This window comes from Massilia sp. Se16.2.3, from assembly GCF_014171595.1.
Taxonomy (GTDB): domain Bacteria; phylum Pseudomonadota; class Gammaproteobacteria; order Burkholderiales; family Burkholderiaceae_D; genus Telluria.
On the sequence record NZ_CP050451.1, the window covers coordinates 3,408,678 to 3,425,449 of the forward strand.

Genomic DNA, 16,772 nt, shown 5'->3' on the forward strand with positions numbered 1-16,772 from the left:
CGCGCACCCTACGCCACCGGCAAGCGGCCTGCCACGAGGTCGTTCAGGGTCTGCCTGACGGCGGCGGGCAATTCGCCGGCCGTCATCCCGATCGGGCCGACGCCGGCGTCCACCAGGCGGTCAGCCGCCGCGCCATGCATCCAGACCGCACCCATTGCCGCCTCCCAGGCGGGCCACCCTGCGCCAGCAGGGCGCCGCAGACGCCTGCCAGTACGTCGCCGCTGCCGCCGGTCGCCAGGCCGGGGTTGCCGGTCGGGTTGATCACGACTTCGCCATCCGGCCGCGCCAGCACCGTTCCCGCACCCTTGAGCACGACGACGGCCTGCATGCGCCGCGCCAGGTCGCGCGCCGCGGCCAGGCGGTCGGCCTGCACCTCGGCGGCGCTGCTGCCGAGCAGGCGCGCCGCTTCCAGCGGATGGGGCGTGAGGATGGTCTCGGCGCGGCGGCGCGACACGCGCGTTCCCAGCTCGGCGCTGGCGGCGATCAGGTTCAGGCCATCGGCGTCGACGACGATCGGCTGCGCGGCATCGATGCCGTGGCCCAGCACGCGCATCGCTTCGTTCGAATCTCCCATGCCCGGCCCGAGTACCAGCACGCGGCCGCCGATGTCGAAAGGAGCCCGAGGGACGGAACATCAGTTCGGGCTGGCTGCTGTCCCAGAGCGGCATTGGCACCGGGTCTGCAGCATCGATCGTCACCGCGAACACGCGGCCGGCGCCGCCGTACAGCGCGCCGCGCGCGGCCAGCACCGCCGCGCCGACCATGCCATGCGCGCCGCCAAGCACGGCGACGTCGCCATACTCGCCCTTGTGCGCGTTGCTCCGGCGCGGCACCAGCTGCGCTGCAAAGAGGCCAGGGCTGGCCAGGCGCGCGCGCGGCAGCTCGAACGCTTCCGGGTCCGTCCCCAGTGCATCGACCACGACCGCGCCCGCGTGCTCGCGTCCTTCAGCCGTGTGCAGGCCAGGCTTGTCGGCGATGAAGGTGATGGTGTGGGTCGCGCGCACGGCCACGCCTGCGGGGCCGACCACGGCGCCGGTATCGGCATCGAGCCCGCTCGGCACGTCCAGCGCCAGCACCGGGCAGCGCAGGAAGGCGACCGCGAGCACCAGCTCGCGGTAGCGGCCTTCCAGCGGACGCGCCAGGCCGATGCCGAACAGGCCGTCGACCACCAGCGCCCAGTCGCGCACGTCGGGCGCCACGTCGGCGAAGTTGGAATTGCTGGCGCGGGCGCGCGTCAAGGCCTGCGCCGCTTCGGGAGTCGGCGTGCCGCTGCCGGCCAGGTGCAGCACCACGACGTCGACCCCGGCTTCGCTCAGGTTGGCCGCCAGCTCGAGGGCGTCGCCGCCGTTGTTGCCGGGACCGGCCAGCACCAGCACCGGTTTGCTCTTCACGTCCCCGAAGCGTTCCAGCACGAGGCTTGCTGCGGCGCGCCCGGCCTGGCGCATCAGGCTCCCCTGTTCGACCTGGGGCGCGAGGCCCGCTTCGATTGCGCGCACCTGGGCCACGCTGTATAGACTACTTCCCATCCTCACTCCGATTCACATGGCTAGGCATGCATTCTCGCCAATTTTGGGCCTCAGCGTGAATACAATTGGCAAAAACTTCAGGCCCGGGCAACGAATGCGGAAGCGGACGCATACAATAAGCGCACGCAATTTCTACTTTCCACCAGCACGAGGATACACAATGGATTGGCAGTTCTGGATCGACCGCGGCGGCACCTTTACCGACATCGTGGGCCGGCGCCCCGACGGGCAGCTCGTGACGCACAAGTTGCTGTCGGAAAATCCGGAACAGTACCGCGACGCGGCCGTCGCCGGCATCCGCCACCTGCTGGGGGTGTCCGAGCAAGAGCCCGTGCCTGTGGCCCGCATCGAGGCCGTCAAGATGGGGACCACCGTGGCGACGAATGCGCTCCTCGAGCGCAAGGGCGAGCGCACGGCGCTGGCGATCACGCGCGGCTTTCGCGACGCGCTGCGCATCGCCTACCAGAACCGCCCGCGCCTGTTCGACCGCCACATCGTGCTGCCCGAATTGCTTTACGGCGAGGTAGTGGAAGTCGACGAGCGCGTCGGCGCCCATGGCGAGGTCGTGCAGGCACTCGATGCCGCCGCCGCGCGCCGCGCTGCAGGCGGTGTACGACGGCGGCACGCGCAGCCTGGCCATCGTGCTGATGCACGGCTACCGCTACACCGCCCACGAAAGGGCGCTGGCGCAGATCGCGCGCACGATCGGCTTTACGCAGGTCTCGACTTCGCACGAGGCGAGTCCCCTGATGAAGCTGGTCGCCCGCGGCGACACCACCGTGGTGGACGCCTACCTGTCGCCCATCCTGCGCCGCTACGTCGACCAGGTGGCGCTTGAACTGCCCGGGGTGCGCCTGCAGTTCATGCAGTCGAACGGCGGCCTGACCGACGCGCGCGCCTTCCGGGGCAAGGACAGCATCCTGTCCGGCCCCGCCGGCGGTATCGTCGGCATGGTGCGCACGGCGCGCCTGGCGGGCTTCGAGCGCGTGATCGGCTTCGACATGGGCGGTACCTCGACCGACGTCTCGCATTTTGCGGGTGCGCATTTGTCAGACTATGAACGGGTGTTCGAGACCCAGGTGGCGGGCGTGCGCATGCGCGCGCCGATGATGAGCATCCACACGGTAGCGGCCGGCGGCGGCTCGATCCTCCACTTCGACGGCAGCCGTTATCGGGTCGGCCCCGACAGCGCCGGCGCCAACCCGGGGCCGGCCTGCTACCGCCGCGGCGGCCCGCTGACCGTCACCGACTGCAATGTCATGTTGGGCAAGATCCAGCCGCGGCACTTCCCGCACCTGTTCGGACCGAACGGGGACGAACCCCTTGATGTCGCCGTGGTGCGCGAGCGTTTCGCCGCCCTGGCGCGCGAAATCGAAGCGGCCACCGGCGACGTACGCTCGCCCGAGCAGGTGGCCGAGGGCTACATCCAGATCGCCGTCGGCAACATGGCCAACGCCATCAAGCAGATTTCGGTCCAGCGCGGCCACGACGTCACCGACTATGCGCTCACCAGCTTCGGCGGCGCCGGCGGCCAGCATGCCTGCCTGGTGGCCGACGCCCTCGGCATGAAGACCGTGTTCGTCCACAGCCTGGCCGGCGTGCTGTCGGCCTACGGCATGGGCCTGGCCGACCAGGGCGCGATGCGCGAACAGGCGGTGGAGGAGACGCTGGGCGAGGACACCGTCGCGTCGCTGGCACGCCGCCTCGATGCGCTTGCCGCGGGCGCGCGCGAGGAACTCCTCCAGCAGGGGGTGGACGCCGCCCGCATCGAGGTCCTGAGGCGCGCGCACCTGCGCTACCGGGGCACCGACTCGGCGCTCATCGTGGACTTCGGCAGCGCGGCTGCGATGGCGGCGCAATTCGAAGAGGCTTACCGGCGCCGCTTCTCTTTCCTGATGCCGGGACGGGCATTGATCGTGGAGGCGGTATCGGTGGAAGCCACGGGCCGCTCGGATGCGCCACCGGAGGGCGTCGCCCCGGCGTCCCGACGCAGCGCCGCGCCGCAGGCAGCCGAGCGGGTGCCGATGTTCGGCGCCGGCGCCTGGCAGGGCACCGCCATCTACCGCCGTGCCGACCTGCGGCCGGGCGATTGTGTCAAGGGACCGGCCATCGTCGCCGAGAAGAACGCCACCACCGTGGTGGAGGCGGGTTGGCAGGCGCAAGTCACGCCCTACGACCACCTCGTGCTCACGCGCGTGGAAGCGCTGCCGGCAAGGCAGGCCATGGGCACTACGGCCGATCCGGTCATGCTGGAGATCTTCAACAACCTGTTCATGTCGATTGCCGAGCAGATGGGCCTGCGCCTGCAGAACACGGCCTACTCGGTCAACATCAAGGAGCGCCTGGACTTCAGCTGCGCGATCTTCGATGCGGCCGGCAGCCTGGTCGCGAATGCCCCGCACATGCCGGTGCACCTGGGCTCGATGGGCGAGAGCATCAAATCCGTGATGCGGGCGAATGCCGGCCGTATGCGCGCCGGCGACGTCTATGTGCTCAACGACCCCTACAACGGCGGCACCCACCTGCCCGACGTGACGGTAATCTCGCCCGTGTTCGACGAGGCCGGACAGGAAATCCTGTTCTACGTCGGCTCGCGCGGCCACCACGCCGATATCGGCGGCACCACCCCCGGTTCGATGCCGCCCGATTCCACCCACATCGAGGAAGAGGGCGTTTTGCTGGACAACGTCAAGCTGGTCGATGGTGTCGACGGCGTGCTGAAGGAAGACGAGATGCGCGCGCTGTTGACGGGCGCGCGCTACCCGGCGCGCAACCCGGACCAGAACCTGGCGGACCTGCGCGCCCAGGCGGCGGCCAACCAGAAGGGCGTCGAAGAGCTGCGGCGCATGGTCGCGCATTTCGGCCTGGACGTGGTGCGCGCCTACATGGGCCACGTGCAGGACAATGCCGAGGAGGCGGTGCGGCGCGTGATCACGGCACTGCAGGACGGCGCCTATACGGTGGAACTCGACAACGGCGCGCGCATTGTGGTCGCCATCACGGTAGACCGGGAAGCGCGCAGCGCCCGCATCGATTTCACGGGCACGTCAAGCCAGCTGCCGAACAACTTCAACGCGCCCTCGAGCGTGTGCATGGCGGCGGTCCTGTACGTGTTCCGCACGCTCGTCGACGACGAGATCCCGCTCAACGCCGGCTGCCTGAAACCCCTGGAAGTGATCATCCCGCCCGGCTCGATGCTCAACCCCCATTATCCGGCCTCGGTGGTGTCGGGCAACGTGGAGACCTCGACCTGCATCACCAACGCCCTGTACGGCGCGCTCGGCGTGCTGGCCGCGTCCCAGGGCACGATGAACAACTTCACCTTCGGGAACGCGCGCTATCAGTACTACGAGACCATCTCCGGCGGCAGCGGTGCGGGACCAGGCTTTCACGGCACCGACGTCGTGCAGACCAACATGACCAATTCGCGCCTGACCGACCCGGAAATCCTCGAGTTCCGCTTCCCCGTGCGCCTGGAGAGCTACGCGATTCGCGAAGGCTCGGGCGGCGCCGGGCGCTGGCATGGGGGCAATGGCGGCGTGCGCGCATTGCGCTTCCTGGAACCGATGACGGCGGCCATCCTGTCGAACAACCGCATTCACGCGCCCTTCGGCATGGCCGGCGGCGCGCCGGGTGCGCGTGGCGTGAACAGGGTCGAGCGCGCGGATGGCCGGGTCGAGCAGGTGGACCACATTGGCAAGGTCGAGATGGCGGCGGGCGATGTGTTCGTCATCGAGACGCCGGGCGGGGAGGATACGGAGAGCCCTGAGGGGGCGCCGCAGGGGGAGCCCGCCCCTGCCCCAACGGGGGATGGGCGCCCCGTGCCCCGCGCCGTGCCGGCGTCGCCGCCAACGCCGTTCAGCGCTTCGCCGCCGCGCAGCTCATCTGCGTCACCTTGTCGACGCAGGCGCCGTACTGGTTGATCCCGCTGAAACCATACACCGTCACCCCGGGCGCGGCGGGCGGGGCGGCGAACGCAGCCTTGCCCTCGGCCACGCGCTGCTGCGCCCCGGTATCGACCCGCTGCACGCACACGAGCTTCGCCGGCAGCCTGGCCAGGAGGATGCTGCCATTGCTGCCGACCGTGCATTGTGCGGACGCGGGCGGCGCACTGCAGCTGTCGGCGACGGTCTGCCAGCTGCCCACGATCCAGCCGCTGCCGACGCAGCTGGCACGCCGTTCTGGGCGATGCCGCCGGCCTGTCCCGCCGGGCAGGCCAGCTGGCGCGTCTGCGCCGCCGGCGCGCTGCCCGTGCATTCGCCCGGCAGCAGGCGGGCATTCGGGTCCTTGCCGGCGTCGTACAGGAAGCCGTGCATCGCCACGTTCCAGACCATCGTTTCCCAGGTGCTGAACTCGTTGCCGTTGATGAGGGACCAGCCATCGGCCCAGCGTCGCAGCCCGGGCAGCGATTCCCAGCGCGGATAGACCTTGTTGCTCACCGCCGTCTGGTAGGCGGCGCCGCTGCGCCCTTCGGTCGGGCCGAACACGACGATGCCCGGCACGTTGCCGATCGGTTTGCCCACATGCTCGGACGAGACGCCATCGGACAGGCCGGCCTTCGTGAAATAAGAGTCGAGGTGGGTCGGGCTTTGCACGACGTCGGCGCCCAGGCCGGTGACAAAGGAGCGGCCCAGGGGATTGAGGCCCAGCGCGAAGTCGGCGTACTGGCTGACCGCGTCGAGGTAAGCCTGGCGCTTCGCCGCGTCGTTCGTCAACAGCGAGGCGAACGCATACACGTCGGCATACTTGCCCTGCGTCGTCGCCGCGCCCCAGGCGATGAAGCGGGTCGCGCCCTGCGGATAGGCCTGGGTCTCCGGTGCCGGCCCCGCGTAGCTGCCGCTATCGGCGAAGTGGAGGACGCGCCCCTTGAGCGCTGCCGCCGGGGACGCGTCGACCGGCCTGCCTTGCTGCAGGGAGGTAGCTGCTGAAGTGCGCGGTCTGCGCGCTGGCCGAGCTGTTGCCGGGCAGGTACTGCTCGGGCCATGCCCCGGTGCCGGCGACGATGGCTTGCGCTGAGGCCTTGAACAGCGTGTGGTAGCCGGTCTCTCCCGTGGCCAGGTAGAGCTGCAGCGCCGGGTACATGAAGCGCGTGCGCGCCGCCTTGACGTCGGCCGTCCTTGCCAGGTAAGTCCAGGCGGCGCGGGCGCGCGCCAGCAGGGCATCGGCACGCGCGGGGTCATACGGGCGCAGCATGCGTGAGGCGTGCGCGAAGATCCCCGCCGACAGTGCCGTCACTTCCTCGGTCACGCCCCGGTGCCGTAGCGGCCCGGGTCGTTCGCGGCGCTGTGCAGGCCATAGGCCGGATGCCCGTTGGTCTCGGTGCCGGCGCGTACGCCGCCGTATTGCGGATCGCGCGGGTCCGACACCTGCAGGTTTTCCCAGCCCAGCACGGCCCACAGGGCTTCGTCGAGGAAGTCGGGGATGCCGTTGCCCGATTCCGGGATGTTGTACTGGCGGTCGATGAAGTGGCCAGGCACCGCTTCGAAATACGACAGCATCAGGATGGGGATGATGGTGTGCATTGGCCGCCGGTCGAAGTCGCCGGCGTCGTGGTGTCCGCCCTTTATCGGCGCCATCGCCATCGCCGGCGGCACCGAAATCGACGGCGTCGCCACCCACGGCGTGCGGGTATCGGCCACCTGCGCATGGCAGAGCGCGCGCGTGAACCGGGTGTAGGGCGCGGTCAGCGCCATACCGCAGCGCTGGTGGTACATCCCGCGCGCCATCACATAGGCGATCTTGCGGCTGGCCTCGTCGCCGACGGCGAAGGGGCGCGAACGTCCGCAGCCCGGCACCGCGACGAAATAGGGGCCGCCCTCCGGCACGGCGTCCAGGCGCAGGCGATACACGTGCTCGCCCGAGCTGGCCGGCGTCACGGCGGTGTCGTCCTTCATGTAGACGCCCTGCGCGCCGAGGATCACCCGTCCGCTGCCCTCGTCGACCACCTCGTAGCCGGGTGCGCTCGGCAGGCGCAGCCCACCGGCGTCGCCCAGCCAGGCGCCGAAGTTGGCGAAGCGCGAAGTGGCCAGCCGGCTGTAGCCGACCTGGTTGACCTTGATCGATTCGCAGAAGGTGCTGCGCTTGCCGAACACGAAGCCGGTGCTGCCGTAGGGCGTGAGGATGCTGGCCTGCTGGCCTTCCCGGAGGGCCTTGGCGATCCGCAGGTAGACCTTGTGGCGCACCGTCACCGGATACAGGTTCGGGCTGGACTTGGCGAGCGCCGCCGCCTCGTCGTGGGGCGCGGAGCCGTGGCTGATGGCGAGCGGCGCCTCGGCGTTCACGCGCCAGTGCGCCGGCGCCAGGTCCAGGCTGTCGGGCCCGGTCGCGGCGCCGCCGGCCTCGTTGGCGGGACCGGTCTGCAGTTCGACCACGAGCACGCCGGGGGCGGCCATGTGCGCGCCGACGATGGCGGGGGGGCGGCCTGTACGGCTGCGGCGAACAGGAACGCCACGCCCGCTGCGGCGAGGCGCCTGGCGGAAGGGAAGGTCATCGGTATCCTTTGCTTGTGAGACCGCGGGCAGCGGGGCCGCGGCGCGCCGGGACGCAGGGCGGGAGCCCGCTCCATACGCTCGGCCCGCACTCTACCGGGGCCTGGCTTACACAAAGGATTACGGATCGGGAAACGGGGTTTCTCCGGCGTTCACTGCCGCCGCGGCAGGCCATCCGTGGGGAGCAGGGCCTCGGCCTCGAGCGCAGCCAGTCGTTGCCGGGCCGCTTCGGCCTGCGTCAGCAGGGTAGCGATCGCCTCGGGCAGCGTCGCAATGGCGGCGCGCAGCGCTGCCTGGTAGGCCGCCCGGCAGCGCTCTTCCTCGAAGGCGGCCACCGCGCAGCGCACTGCCAGCAGGAAGTCGCCGGCATCGAAAGGCTTGGCGATGAAGCGGTAGATGGCACCCCTGTTGATCGCGTCGACGATGGCGTCGACATCCATATAGGCGGTCACCAGCACGCGCCGGGTGGCCGGCTGCAGCGCGAGCGTGCGCTCGAACAGCTGCACGCCCGACATGCGCGGCATGCGGTGGTCGCTGACGATGCAGGCGAGCTGCTCCCCGGCCGGCAGCTGCTGCACCAGGCGCAGCGCTTCTTCGCCATCGCCGGCTTCGACGACGTGGAACCAGGGACGCAGGATCGCCGTCATGACCGAGACGTTGGCCCCCATGTCGTCCACCACCATGACGGTGTGCCGCTCGTCCTGGGCGTGGTCATCCTTGCCCGCGCGGGCCAGGTTCTCTTTCTTGAAAATTGCCATAGGTTCCGTCAATACAATGGTGCGAGGGTGGCCCTGCATCGTGTATTGTATACACAACTTTCGCAAGACTATCCCACGCAGGTACGCATACCTCCCAGTATGCATGACCCGATCCGACGGAGCGACAGAGGCAAACATGGACAGGCGCGCGACCCTCACGACAGCCAGGCCGCGGCATCAGGACACGAGGCAGGACACGCGGCAGCAGCGCCTGCCGGCCTACGCCAAGCTGACGCCGCCGCGCCTGCACGCGGCGCTGCCGCGCCCACGCCTGTTCGCCCTCCTCGACGACTTGCGCCGCGACCATCCGGTGATCTGGCTGGCCGCGCCGCCCGGCGCCGGCAAGACCACGCTCGCCGCCAGCTACCTGGCGCGCATCGCGGCACCTGCGATCTGGCTCCAGGTCGACGCCGGCGACGCCGATCCCGCCACGCTGTTCTTCTTCCTCGACGAAGCAGCGCGCGGCCTGGCGCTGGCGGGACCGGTCCGGACGTACGGCCATCGTGCGGACAAGGGCGGGAGCCTCGCACGCGCGTACTTCCGCACTTTCTATGCGCGCCTGCCGCCCGGCACCGTGCTGGTGCTCGACAATCTGCACGAGGCGGACTGGGACCGCGCCGGCGAACTGCTCGCATCCGCCCTCGCCGAAGTGCCGGCGCAGGTGACGGTGCTCGCGCTCGGGCGCGAGGCGCCGCCGGCACGCCTGGCGCGCATGGAACTCGAAGGACGTCTTGCGCGGCTGGGCTGGGACGCCTTGCGCCTGGACGAGGACGAAGCGCGTGCGCTGGCGGGGCTGGGCGCGCACGAATCGGCCCCCGCACAGGAATGGCTGCGGCTCGCCGACGGCTGGGCGACCGGCATCGCCATGCTGCGCAGCCTGGGCGCCAGCGGCTGCGAGCCGGGCCTGCCGCTTGATGGACGCGATGCGCTGTTTCGCTACTTTGCCGGCGAAATCGTCGATCGCCTGCCGGCCCGATCCCAGCACCTGCTGCTGCAGCTGTCCTGCCTGCCCAACTGCCCGGGAAGCGATGCCGCGCAGTTGACCGGCGACCCGCCGCCGCGCGCTTGCTGGAAGACCTGTACCGCCGCAACCTGTTCGTCGAGCGGCGCGGCGCCGATGGAGGCTATGTGTTCCACCCCTTGTTCGGCGAATTCCTCCAGCACCGGGCACGGGCGCTGCTGGGCGAGGCCGAACGCCGCGCGCTGATCGAACGCGCCGCCGGCATCGCCGAGGGGCACGGCCGGTACGACGAGGCCGCCGCGCTGTACCGCGATGCCGATGCCCATGCGCCGCTCGCCCGGCTGCTGCTGCGCAGCGCTCCCGCCATGATGCGGTGCGGGCGCGCGCAAGCCTGGCGCCTCTGGATGAGCTGGCTGCCCACCGGCCTGGTCGACGCCGAGCCCCTGGCTCTGGTACTGGCATGGCATATCGCTGCGCGAGGTGCGGCCCCTGCATGCGCGCAGGATGCTGGCGCGGGCCGAACGTGTCTTCGAGGAGGCCGGCGCCCGCGAGGCCTGCCTGCTGGCGCTGGCGGCAATCCTCGACAGCTACGAGGACGAATGGTCGGACTGCAGCGCGTTGCCGCACTGGGTGGCCCGCATGGTGGACAGCCTGGAGCGGATCGACCTCGGCTGCCTCGACCCGGGCATCGATCTGACCCTCCATTCGCGCCTGCTGGCGGCGCTCCTGCACGCGGACCCCGCCTCGGCGCTGCTGCCCCCTTGCGCGCGCCGTGTCGAAGCGACCCTGCCGCTGGTCGAGGATGCGTCCACGCGGCTGGCGGCAGCGGCCTGCCTGCTGCGCTATTTCGATGCCGAAGGCGGCAGCGCGCGCGCGCATGCGCTGGTTGCCGCGATGAGCGGGCCGGCGGAGGACGCGGGCGTCAGTCCGCTGGAGCAGGCGCGCTGGTACGCGCGGGTGGCGCGCTGGTACGGCCGGGCGGGCGACATTGACCAGGCCCGGCAGGCGGCCGGCAGCGCGCGGCGCATCGTAACCGAGGGCAGCGTCGACCCGCTGCTATGCCAGGCGCTCGAGATGCACCACCTGCTGGGCACAGGCGAACTGGCGGCCGCGCGCGCCCCCGGTGGACGCCGTGCGGCCCGCGCTGGCAGCGGCGCACCTTTCCGATCGCGTGGAGTGGAGCGCGCTCGACGCCCGGTGGCATGCGCTCTCCGGCGACCTCGCGGGTGCGCAGCACAGCGCGCGCGATACCTTGCGCCTGAGCGTGGACGCGGGCTTGCCGGCCGCGCAGCGTGCACGCTTCGAGTCCTTCCGGGGGGCTGCCATGCCGCCGCCGGGGAGTTCGCCGAAGCGGCGCAATGCTACGAGCGCGCCCCCGGGCGCCGCCATCGGCCTGCACGGCCTGCTGCTGCGCGAGGAGCGCGGGTTCATCGACGCCTGCGCCGCCGACGCGCAGGAGCAGGCCGACCAAGCGCGCGCGCGCACATGGCCGCGGCCATGCGCCAGCACCGCACGCGTGCGGCGACGGCGCTGTTTCCGATGTTTGCGGGCCTGGCTGCCCGGGTGGCAGCGCTGGCACTGGAACACGGCATCGAGCCTGCACACGTGCGCGCCATCGTCACGCGCCAGCGCCTGGCCGCGCCGCGGCGCGCGCCGGCAAGCTGGCCCTGGCCTGTCACGGTACGCACGCTCGGCCCCTTCGAACTGGCGCTGCACGGGACACCCGTGGCGTCCGGAGGCAAGGCCCAGCAGCGGCCGCTGGCACTGCTGAAGAACCTGGTGGCGGCCGGCGAGGGCGGCAAGGCCCGGGCGCGCTGGTAGCGCAGTTGTGGGGCAATGCCGACATCGCCAGGTCGGCACTGAACGTCACCGTGCACCGGCTGCGCAGGCTGCTGCAAAGCGACGAGGCGGTCGTGGTGTCGGGCGGGCGCATCGTGCTGGCGCAAACGCAGGTGTGGTCCGACCTGGCGGCGCTGGCCCGCCTGTGCGAGGAGCTTCCCGCGCTCGGGGCCGCGACCCCGCCCGCCGACCTGCGGCAGCGTGCCCGCGCACTGCTCGACCTGTACCGCGGCCCCTTCTGCGAAGGAATCGACGACGCCTGGACCCTGGTGCCGCGCGAGCGGGCGCGCAGCCTGTTCCCGGGTGCCGTCGCCAGGCTCGGGCAGCAGCTGGAAGGGGCGCGCGAATGGGAGCTGGCACAGGACCTGTACGCGCGCGCGCTGGCGGCGGAGCCCCTGGCCGAAGCGAATTATCGGGGCGCGATGCGCTGCGCCCATGCCTGCGACGGCGCCGCCGCCGCGTTCGGCGTCTACCGGCGCTGCCGGGAAACGCTGTCGATCGTGCTGGGACTGGCGCCGGCGGCGGAGACGGAACAGCTTGCCGTCTCCCCGGGACTGAAGGGGGCGCGCGCCGGCTAGCTTCAGGCCGCGTTCTTCAGGCCCAGCACCTCGAGTGCCTCGATCTGCGGCAGGCGCATGAACAGCGTCTCGGCCTGTGCCATCAAGGCCTGGGCGATCGGGCCGTTCAGGTGGGCCTGGCGCGCGCCTTCCGTTTCGAATGCGTCGAATACGCCGAAGGCGCTGTCCGACATTCGGAGGGCGAACCAGACCGGCGTGCCGGCCTCGGCGTTGGCCATCTCCAGCGCCTTGCGGAGGAAGGCGGCCACCTCCGCTTCCTTGCCGGGACGTGCTTCGAGGCGGGCGAACAGTGCGTGCTTGATCATGCTTGTTTCCTTTCTTGTAGGCTCATCGCGAAGTGCGATGTGTGCACTGTACTGGCCCAGCGCTCCCCGCGATATTGGCATGATTGACATCTTCGGTAGCGATCCGGCCACGGCCCTCTGGAGTGGCGGCGCGGCGCGCCAGTCATCGTGCGCGCCGCAAGGCAGCCGCTTACCAGGAAGCCCGGTAGGAGTTCACGTTGAAGTTCGGATTGCCCGTGATGGTGCGCGTGTCGACGAACTCGAAGGACGCCATCTGGATGCGTTGCAACTGCGCGATCGTGTCCTGGCTCCAGTTTGCACTCGGCTCGCCCGTCAGGTAGGCATTGCTGCCGATGTCGGCCACGTACACGCCATAGCGCTTCATCGCCGTGGCGATGGCGCGCGCCTGGGCGGTCCAGGTGGCGGGAATGGCGAAGTCGCTGCGCAGGCGCATGACGGCGCCGAAGGGAATGCCGCCCGCGGTCGGCCCACCGGCGGCGTGGGTGGCCGGCCATACGAAGGATTTGTCGAGCACGCTGTCGCGGAAAGTCACGCGCAAGGCATGGCGGATTTCGCCGGTACTGGCTTCGTCGGCGCGCATCAGGAGCGGCAGGATCGGCAGGCCGGCGGCGTCGGCCGAGGTCCAGGTCTTCGGACGCATGGCGTTCGAGCGAAGGTCCCAGGCGGCGGTGGAGTAGGCATGCCACTGGCCGTTCACCTTGTAGGTGAAATAGCTTTCCCACAGGCGGCAGGCGTTCTTCTCCACGACCAGCACGTGGCGGTCGCCGCACTGGCTCGGGTCATTGCAGCTGCCGTATTCGGCCTTGACGATGCTGTCGTTGGGGTAGGGGAAGCGCCTGTCGGCGGCGGCCAGCTTGCCGCACGAACGCGTGATCGCATGGCTGGCGTCGGGCGTTGCGCAATCGCTTTCGGCTGGTACGCCGGCGCCATTGCCGGAATTCGGGTCGACGATGGCGAACGACACGGCCGGCCAGCGCGTTGTCGTGCTTGTGCCGTCGACGACATTGTAGGGAATCCCGTAGTAGGTCGTGTAGTCGGCCTGGTTGACGTTGCGGCCGAAGTCCATGTGCAGGGCGCGCGTGCCGCCGATGCTGGCAATCCAGGTGCTGCTGCGCGGGTGCGCCGGGAAGCGGTTCAGGTCGTCAATGCGGGTATTGAAGACTGCGTTCGAAGGAAAGACCGGGCAGGCGGCGATTTCCGGGCTCGTGCCAGGCGGCGGCGGGGTGGTGCTGGCAGCGACGAACGGCACGGTGACGCTGCCGGATTGCGGCGGGTCGCCCGCCCAGGTGGCGCTGATCGTCACGGCATTACCTGCCGGCATGGTCGTGGGCGCGTGGTATTCGCCGTTTTGCGAGTTGATCGTGCCCACGGTCTCGTTCCCGCCCGGGATGCCGTTGACCGAGAACTTCATCGACTTGCCGACGCCGTCGAGTTTGCCGACGAAATAGATCCTGCTGCCAAGTAGAAAGGGCGCGCGGCCGCTGTATTCGACCGTGACGGTGGCGAACGCGGGCGCGGCCACTACCGTCGTACAGAGCGCTGCCAGGATGATGGTGTGCGAAAGACGCATGGATTCTCCGTTCATTTGTTGTGGTTGAGGGGCATGCCGGGTGCGCGAAAGCGCAGCCCGGCAGGCCGTGCCCGGGCACCGCTGGCCGGGGCGGGCGCCACGATAAGCCAGCCGCGCTTACGGATCGGTTACGGATACGGGTGCCGTGCGCGCCTGCGCCAGCTGCGCCCGCGCCCGGCTGCAGACCCGGCGCGGGCGGCGGTGTACTATCCGGGGTTGTCGTCGAACCCTGCTGTTTCCGCAGCGCCCGCGAAGGACCGTTCATGGATTTGCCCACGCTTTCCCGTGCACCGGCACCGCGGATTGCCACTTTGTGCCAGCTGCTGGCCTGCCTGTTCCTGCTGCTTTCCAGCCTCGTGCATGCGGCGGCGCCCGGGCAGCTGCGCTTCGAGCAGCTCGGTGTCGAACGCGGCCTGCCCCATCCATCGGTGAGCGCGATTCTCCAGGACCGTGCCGGCTTCATGTGGTTTGCCGGGCAGGGCGGCCTCTCCCGCTACGATGGCTACCGCTTCGTCACCTACAAGCACGATCCGCTCGACCCGCGCAGCCTGGCCGACGATTCGGTGCAGGCGCTCATCGAGGACCGTACCGGCCAGCTGTGGGTCGGCACCCGCAACGGCCTGCAGCGCTTCGACCGCCAGCGCGAGGATTTCACGCCCTACCGGGCGCCGCGCCCGGACTGCAGCCGGGCGACTACCTCGACGTGCGCGCCATCGCAGCCGACCGTTCAGGACAGCTATGGCTGGCCACGCGCACCGGACTGGTGCGTTTCGACCCGGCCAGCAAGCGCGTCGAGCTCCTGCGCCACCGGGAAACGGACCCAAGCTCGCTGGCGTCCGACGAGGTATATGCGCTCGCCTTCGACGCGGCGGGGGGACTCTGGGCCGGTACCGCCGCCGGCGTCGACTACCTGGCGCCCGGCAGCCGCCGCCTCGCCCACTTTCCGGTGGAGGCATCGGCGCAGGCCGATCCCCAGCGCAAGCAGGTGCGCGCGCTGGCCTTCGACGCCGCGACGCTCTGGGTCGGCACCGCGCGCGGGCTGGAAGCATGGAAGGCCGGCGGCGGCCAGCCGCGTGCGCGCCGTCATTTCGGCGCGAAAGAGGGCATCGGCCAGGGCGCGGTCACCACGCTGTACCGCGACGGGCAAGGCAGGCTCTGGGCAGGCACCCAGAACGAAGGCCTGAAACGCTGGGACGAGGCCACCGGCCGCTTCGACGGCTTCGCGCACGCGGCCGGCAATCCGGCCACGCTGGCCGACGACCATGTCTCCAGCCTGTACCAGGACCGGTCCGGCAGCCTGTGGGTCGGCACCTGGTTTGCCGGCATCAGCCGCGTCGACCTGCGGGGCAGCGGCTTTGCGCACGTGGCCGCGGCGCAGCCGGGCGCGCCGGGTAGCCTCAGCAGCAACAAGATCACGGGCATCCTCGGCGACGGCGTCGACGGCCTGTGGCTGTCCACCTACGGCGGCGGCCTGAACCGCCTGGACCTGCGCGACGGCAGCGTGCGCGTGGTGAGGCACCGGGCCGGCGTGCCGTCCAGCCTGAACGACGACCTGGTCAGCTGCCTGGCGCGCGACCGCACCGGGCAGCTCTGGGTGGGCACGCGCAGCGGCGGCTTCGGCCGTTTCGATCCGGCCAGCGGGCGCTTTACCGCGCGCGCCCTCGGCGGCGGTGGTGCCGATTTCGTCCAGGCCATCGTGCCGGACCGCGAGAACATCCTGTGGATCGCCACCCGCGGCGGACCTGTACCGCTTCGACCCGGCGACAGGCGCGCTGCGCAGCTACCGTCACGATCCGTCCGACCCGGCCAGCCTGGCAGACGACTTCGTCTGGAGCGTGCTGGAAGACCGCGCAGGCAGGCTCTGGGTCGGCACCTCGAACGGCCTGGACCTGCTGGATCGGGCCAGCGGCCGCTTCAGTCACGCGCGCCACGATCCGCGCGATCCCGCAAGCCTCAGCCACAACCGGATCTCCTACCTGCTGGAAGCGCGCGTCGGCACGCTGTGGGTGGGCACCGGCGCCGGGCTGAACCGGTTGACGCTGGACGCCTCCGGCATGCCGAGCTTCCGGGTGGTCGGCGCACGCGAGGGGCCTGGACAACCCCACCGTCAACGCCATGCTGGAAGACGGGGCGGGGCACCTGTGGATCAGCACCGGTGCCGGCATCAGCGACTTCGACCCGGGCAGCGGGCGCTTTCGCCACTACACGGCGCGCGACGGCATGGCCGAGGGCGACTATTTTGTCGGCTCTGCCTATCAGTCGCCGGATGGCAGCATGTATTTCGGCAGCTTCAACAGCGGCCTGACGATGTTCCATCCGGCGACGGTACGCGGCGACCCCCACCCGCCCCGGTGGCGCTGACCGGCCTCATGGTCGACAACGTCCCGGTGCGGGCCGGCAGGCTGCCGGCGGGCGTCGGCCTGGACGGGCCCATCTCGCAAGCGCGTGAGCTGATTCTGCCCTGGCGGCACGCGGTGTTTTCGCTCGAGTTCGCGGCCCTGCATTTCGCCGATCCGGCCCGTAACCGCTATGCCTACCGCCTCGAGGGTTTCGACCGCGGCTGGGTCGAGACCGGCGCGGACAAGCGCTTCGCCACGTACACGAACCTCGACCCGGGCCGCTACACCTTCCGCGTCAAGGCCAGCAACAAGGACGGCGTCTGGAACGGGGAAGGCGTGGCGCTGGCGATCACGATCACGCCGCCGTACTGGAAGACATGGTGGTTCCGGGTGACGGCGGCGGCGCTC

Annotated in this window: 13 protein-coding genes and 5 pseudogenes; 9 read left to right on the forward strand and 9 right to left on the reverse strand. The window is 70.5% G+C overall.

What is annotated here, in order from left to right; translation table 11 throughout:
- Positions 1 to 82: 82 nt before the first annotated feature.
- Positions 83 to 574 (reverse strand): ADP/ATP-dependent (S)-NAD(P)H-hydrate dehydratase, encoded by a 492-nt coding sequence (locus tag G4G31_RS28505; RefSeq protein WP_308622175.1) that lies wholly within the window; start codon positions 572 to 574, stop codon positions 83 to 85.
- 385 nt (positions 575 to 959) lie between these two features.
- A pseudogene (locus tag G4G31_RS28510) lies at positions 960 to 1,526 on the reverse strand (NAD(P)H-hydrate epimerase); the annotation flags it as partial.
- A gap of 160 nt (positions 1,527 to 1,686) precedes the next feature.
- Here G4G31_RS28510 and G4G31_RS15570 point away from each other — a divergent pair.
- Positions 1,687 to 5,275 (forward strand): annotated as a pseudogene (locus G4G31_RS15570) (hydantoinase B/oxoprolinase family protein); the annotation flags it as partial.
- A gap of 195 nt (positions 5,276 to 5,470) precedes the next feature.
- Here G4G31_RS15570 and G4G31_RS15575 read toward each other — a convergent pair.
- The 4 genes from G4G31_RS15575 to G4G31_RS15590 all read right to left on the reverse strand — a co-directional run bounded on the left by G4G31_RS15575 (position 5,471) and on the right by G4G31_RS15590 (position 8,772).
- Positions 5,471 to 6,262, reverse strand: a complete 792-nt coding sequence (locus G4G31_RS15575; protein ID WP_182988425.1) for a glycoside hydrolase family 9 protein — start codon at positions 6,260 to 6,262, stop codon at positions 5,471 to 5,473.
- Positions 6,263 to 6,365: 103 nt separating this feature from the next.
- Entirely contained in the window at positions 6,366 to 6,773 is a 408-nt protein-coding gene (locus tag G4G31_RS15580) for a glycoside hydrolase family 9 protein (RefSeq protein WP_182988426.1), read from the reverse strand.
- Positions 6,770 to 7,918 (reverse strand): cellulase N-terminal Ig-like domain-containing protein, encoded by a 1,149-nt coding sequence (locus G4G31_RS15585; RefSeq protein WP_182988427.1) that lies wholly within the window; start codon positions 7,916 to 7,918, stop codon positions 6,770 to 6,772. The genes G4G31_RS15580 and G4G31_RS15585 overlap by 4 nt, the downstream gene beginning before the upstream one ends.
- A gap of 248 nt (positions 7,919 to 8,166) precedes the next feature.
- A complete protein-coding gene (locus G4G31_RS15590) occupies positions 8,167 to 8,772 on the reverse strand; it encodes a response regulator (protein WP_182988428.1) in 606 nt (201 codons plus the stop codon).
- A 136-nt stretch (positions 8,773 to 8,908) separates the two neighbouring features.
- On the opposite strand from G4G31_RS15590, the gene G4G31_RS15595 reads away from it, so the two are divergent.
- The 3 genes from G4G31_RS15595 to G4G31_RS15605 all read left to right on the forward strand — a co-directional run bounded on the left by G4G31_RS15595 (position 8,909) and on the right by G4G31_RS15605 (position 12,150).
- Entirely contained in the window at positions 8,909 to 9,979 is a 1,071-nt protein-coding gene (locus tag G4G31_RS15595; RefSeq protein ID WP_182988429.1) for a hypothetical protein, read from the forward strand.
- Between the two features lie 234 nt (positions 9,980 to 10,213).
- Positions 10,214 to 11,554: a hypothetical protein gene (locus tag G4G31_RS15600; RefSeq protein ID WP_210283911.1), complete on the forward strand. Its 1,341-nt coding sequence runs from the start codon at positions 10,214 to 10,216 to the stop codon at positions 11,552 to 11,554.
- A gap of 5 nt (positions 11,555 to 11,559) precedes the next feature.
- Positions 11,560 to 12,150, forward strand: a complete 591-nt coding sequence (locus G4G31_RS15605; RefSeq protein WP_182988431.1) for a bacterial transcriptional activator domain-containing protein — start codon at positions 11,560 to 11,562, stop codon at positions 12,148 to 12,150.
- A 2-nt stretch (positions 12,151 to 12,152) separates the two neighbouring features.
- On the opposite strand, the gene G4G31_RS15610 is transcribed toward G4G31_RS15605, so the two are convergent.
- From G4G31_RS15610 to G4G31_RS26380, 3 genes are all read right to left on the reverse strand, one after another.
- A complete protein-coding gene (locus G4G31_RS15610; protein WP_182988432.1) occupies positions 12,153 to 12,455 on the reverse strand; it encodes a putative quinol monooxygenase in 303 nt (100 codons plus the stop codon).
- A 169-nt stretch (positions 12,456 to 12,624) separates the two neighbouring features.
- Positions 12,625 to 14,025, reverse strand: coding sequence for a hypothetical protein (locus G4G31_RS15615; RefSeq protein WP_182988433.1), 1,401 nt, complete (start codon positions 14,023 to 14,025; stop codon positions 12,625 to 12,627).
- Positions 14,026 to 14,231: 206 nt separating this feature from the next.
- On the reverse strand, positions 14,232 to 14,552 hold the full coding sequence (locus G4G31_RS26380) for a hypothetical protein (RefSeq protein ID WP_229425028.1): 321 nt from the start codon (positions 14,550 to 14,552) through the stop codon (positions 14,232 to 14,234).
- Between G4G31_RS26380 and G4G31_RS29195 the strand changes: the two genes are divergently transcribed.
- From G4G31_RS29195 to G4G31_RS29215, 5 genes and pseudogenes are all read left to right on the forward strand, one after another.
- Positions 14,454 to 15,209 carry a two-component regulator propeller domain-containing protein gene (locus tag G4G31_RS29195; RefSeq protein ID WP_374011315.1) on the forward strand — a complete coding sequence of 252 codons (756 nt, stop codon included), beginning with the start codon at positions 14,454 to 14,456 and terminating at the stop codon, positions 15,207 to 15,209. The genes G4G31_RS26380 and G4G31_RS29195 overlap by 99 nt on opposite strands.
- Positions 15,155 to 15,601, forward strand: a pseudogene (locus G4G31_RS29200) (two-component regulator propeller domain-containing protein); the annotation flags it as partial. The gene G4G31_RS29195 and the pseudogene G4G31_RS29200, both read left to right, overlap by 55 nt.
- A gap of 259 nt (positions 15,602 to 15,860) precedes the next feature.
- Positions 15,861 to 16,013: pseudogene (locus tag G4G31_RS29205) on the forward strand (two-component regulator propeller domain-containing protein); the annotation flags it as partial.
- Positions 16,014 to 16,140: 127 nt separating this feature from the next.
- Complete coding sequence (locus tag G4G31_RS29210) at positions 16,141 to 16,386, forward strand: hypothetical protein (protein ID WP_374011316.1); 246 nt, start codon at positions 16,141 to 16,143, stop codon at positions 16,384 to 16,386.
- Between the two features lie 203 nt (positions 16,387 to 16,589).
- Positions 16,590 to 16,661: pseudogene (locus G4G31_RS29215) on the forward strand (hypothetical protein); the annotation flags it as partial.
- Positions 16,662 to 16,772: the final 111 nt, after the last annotated feature.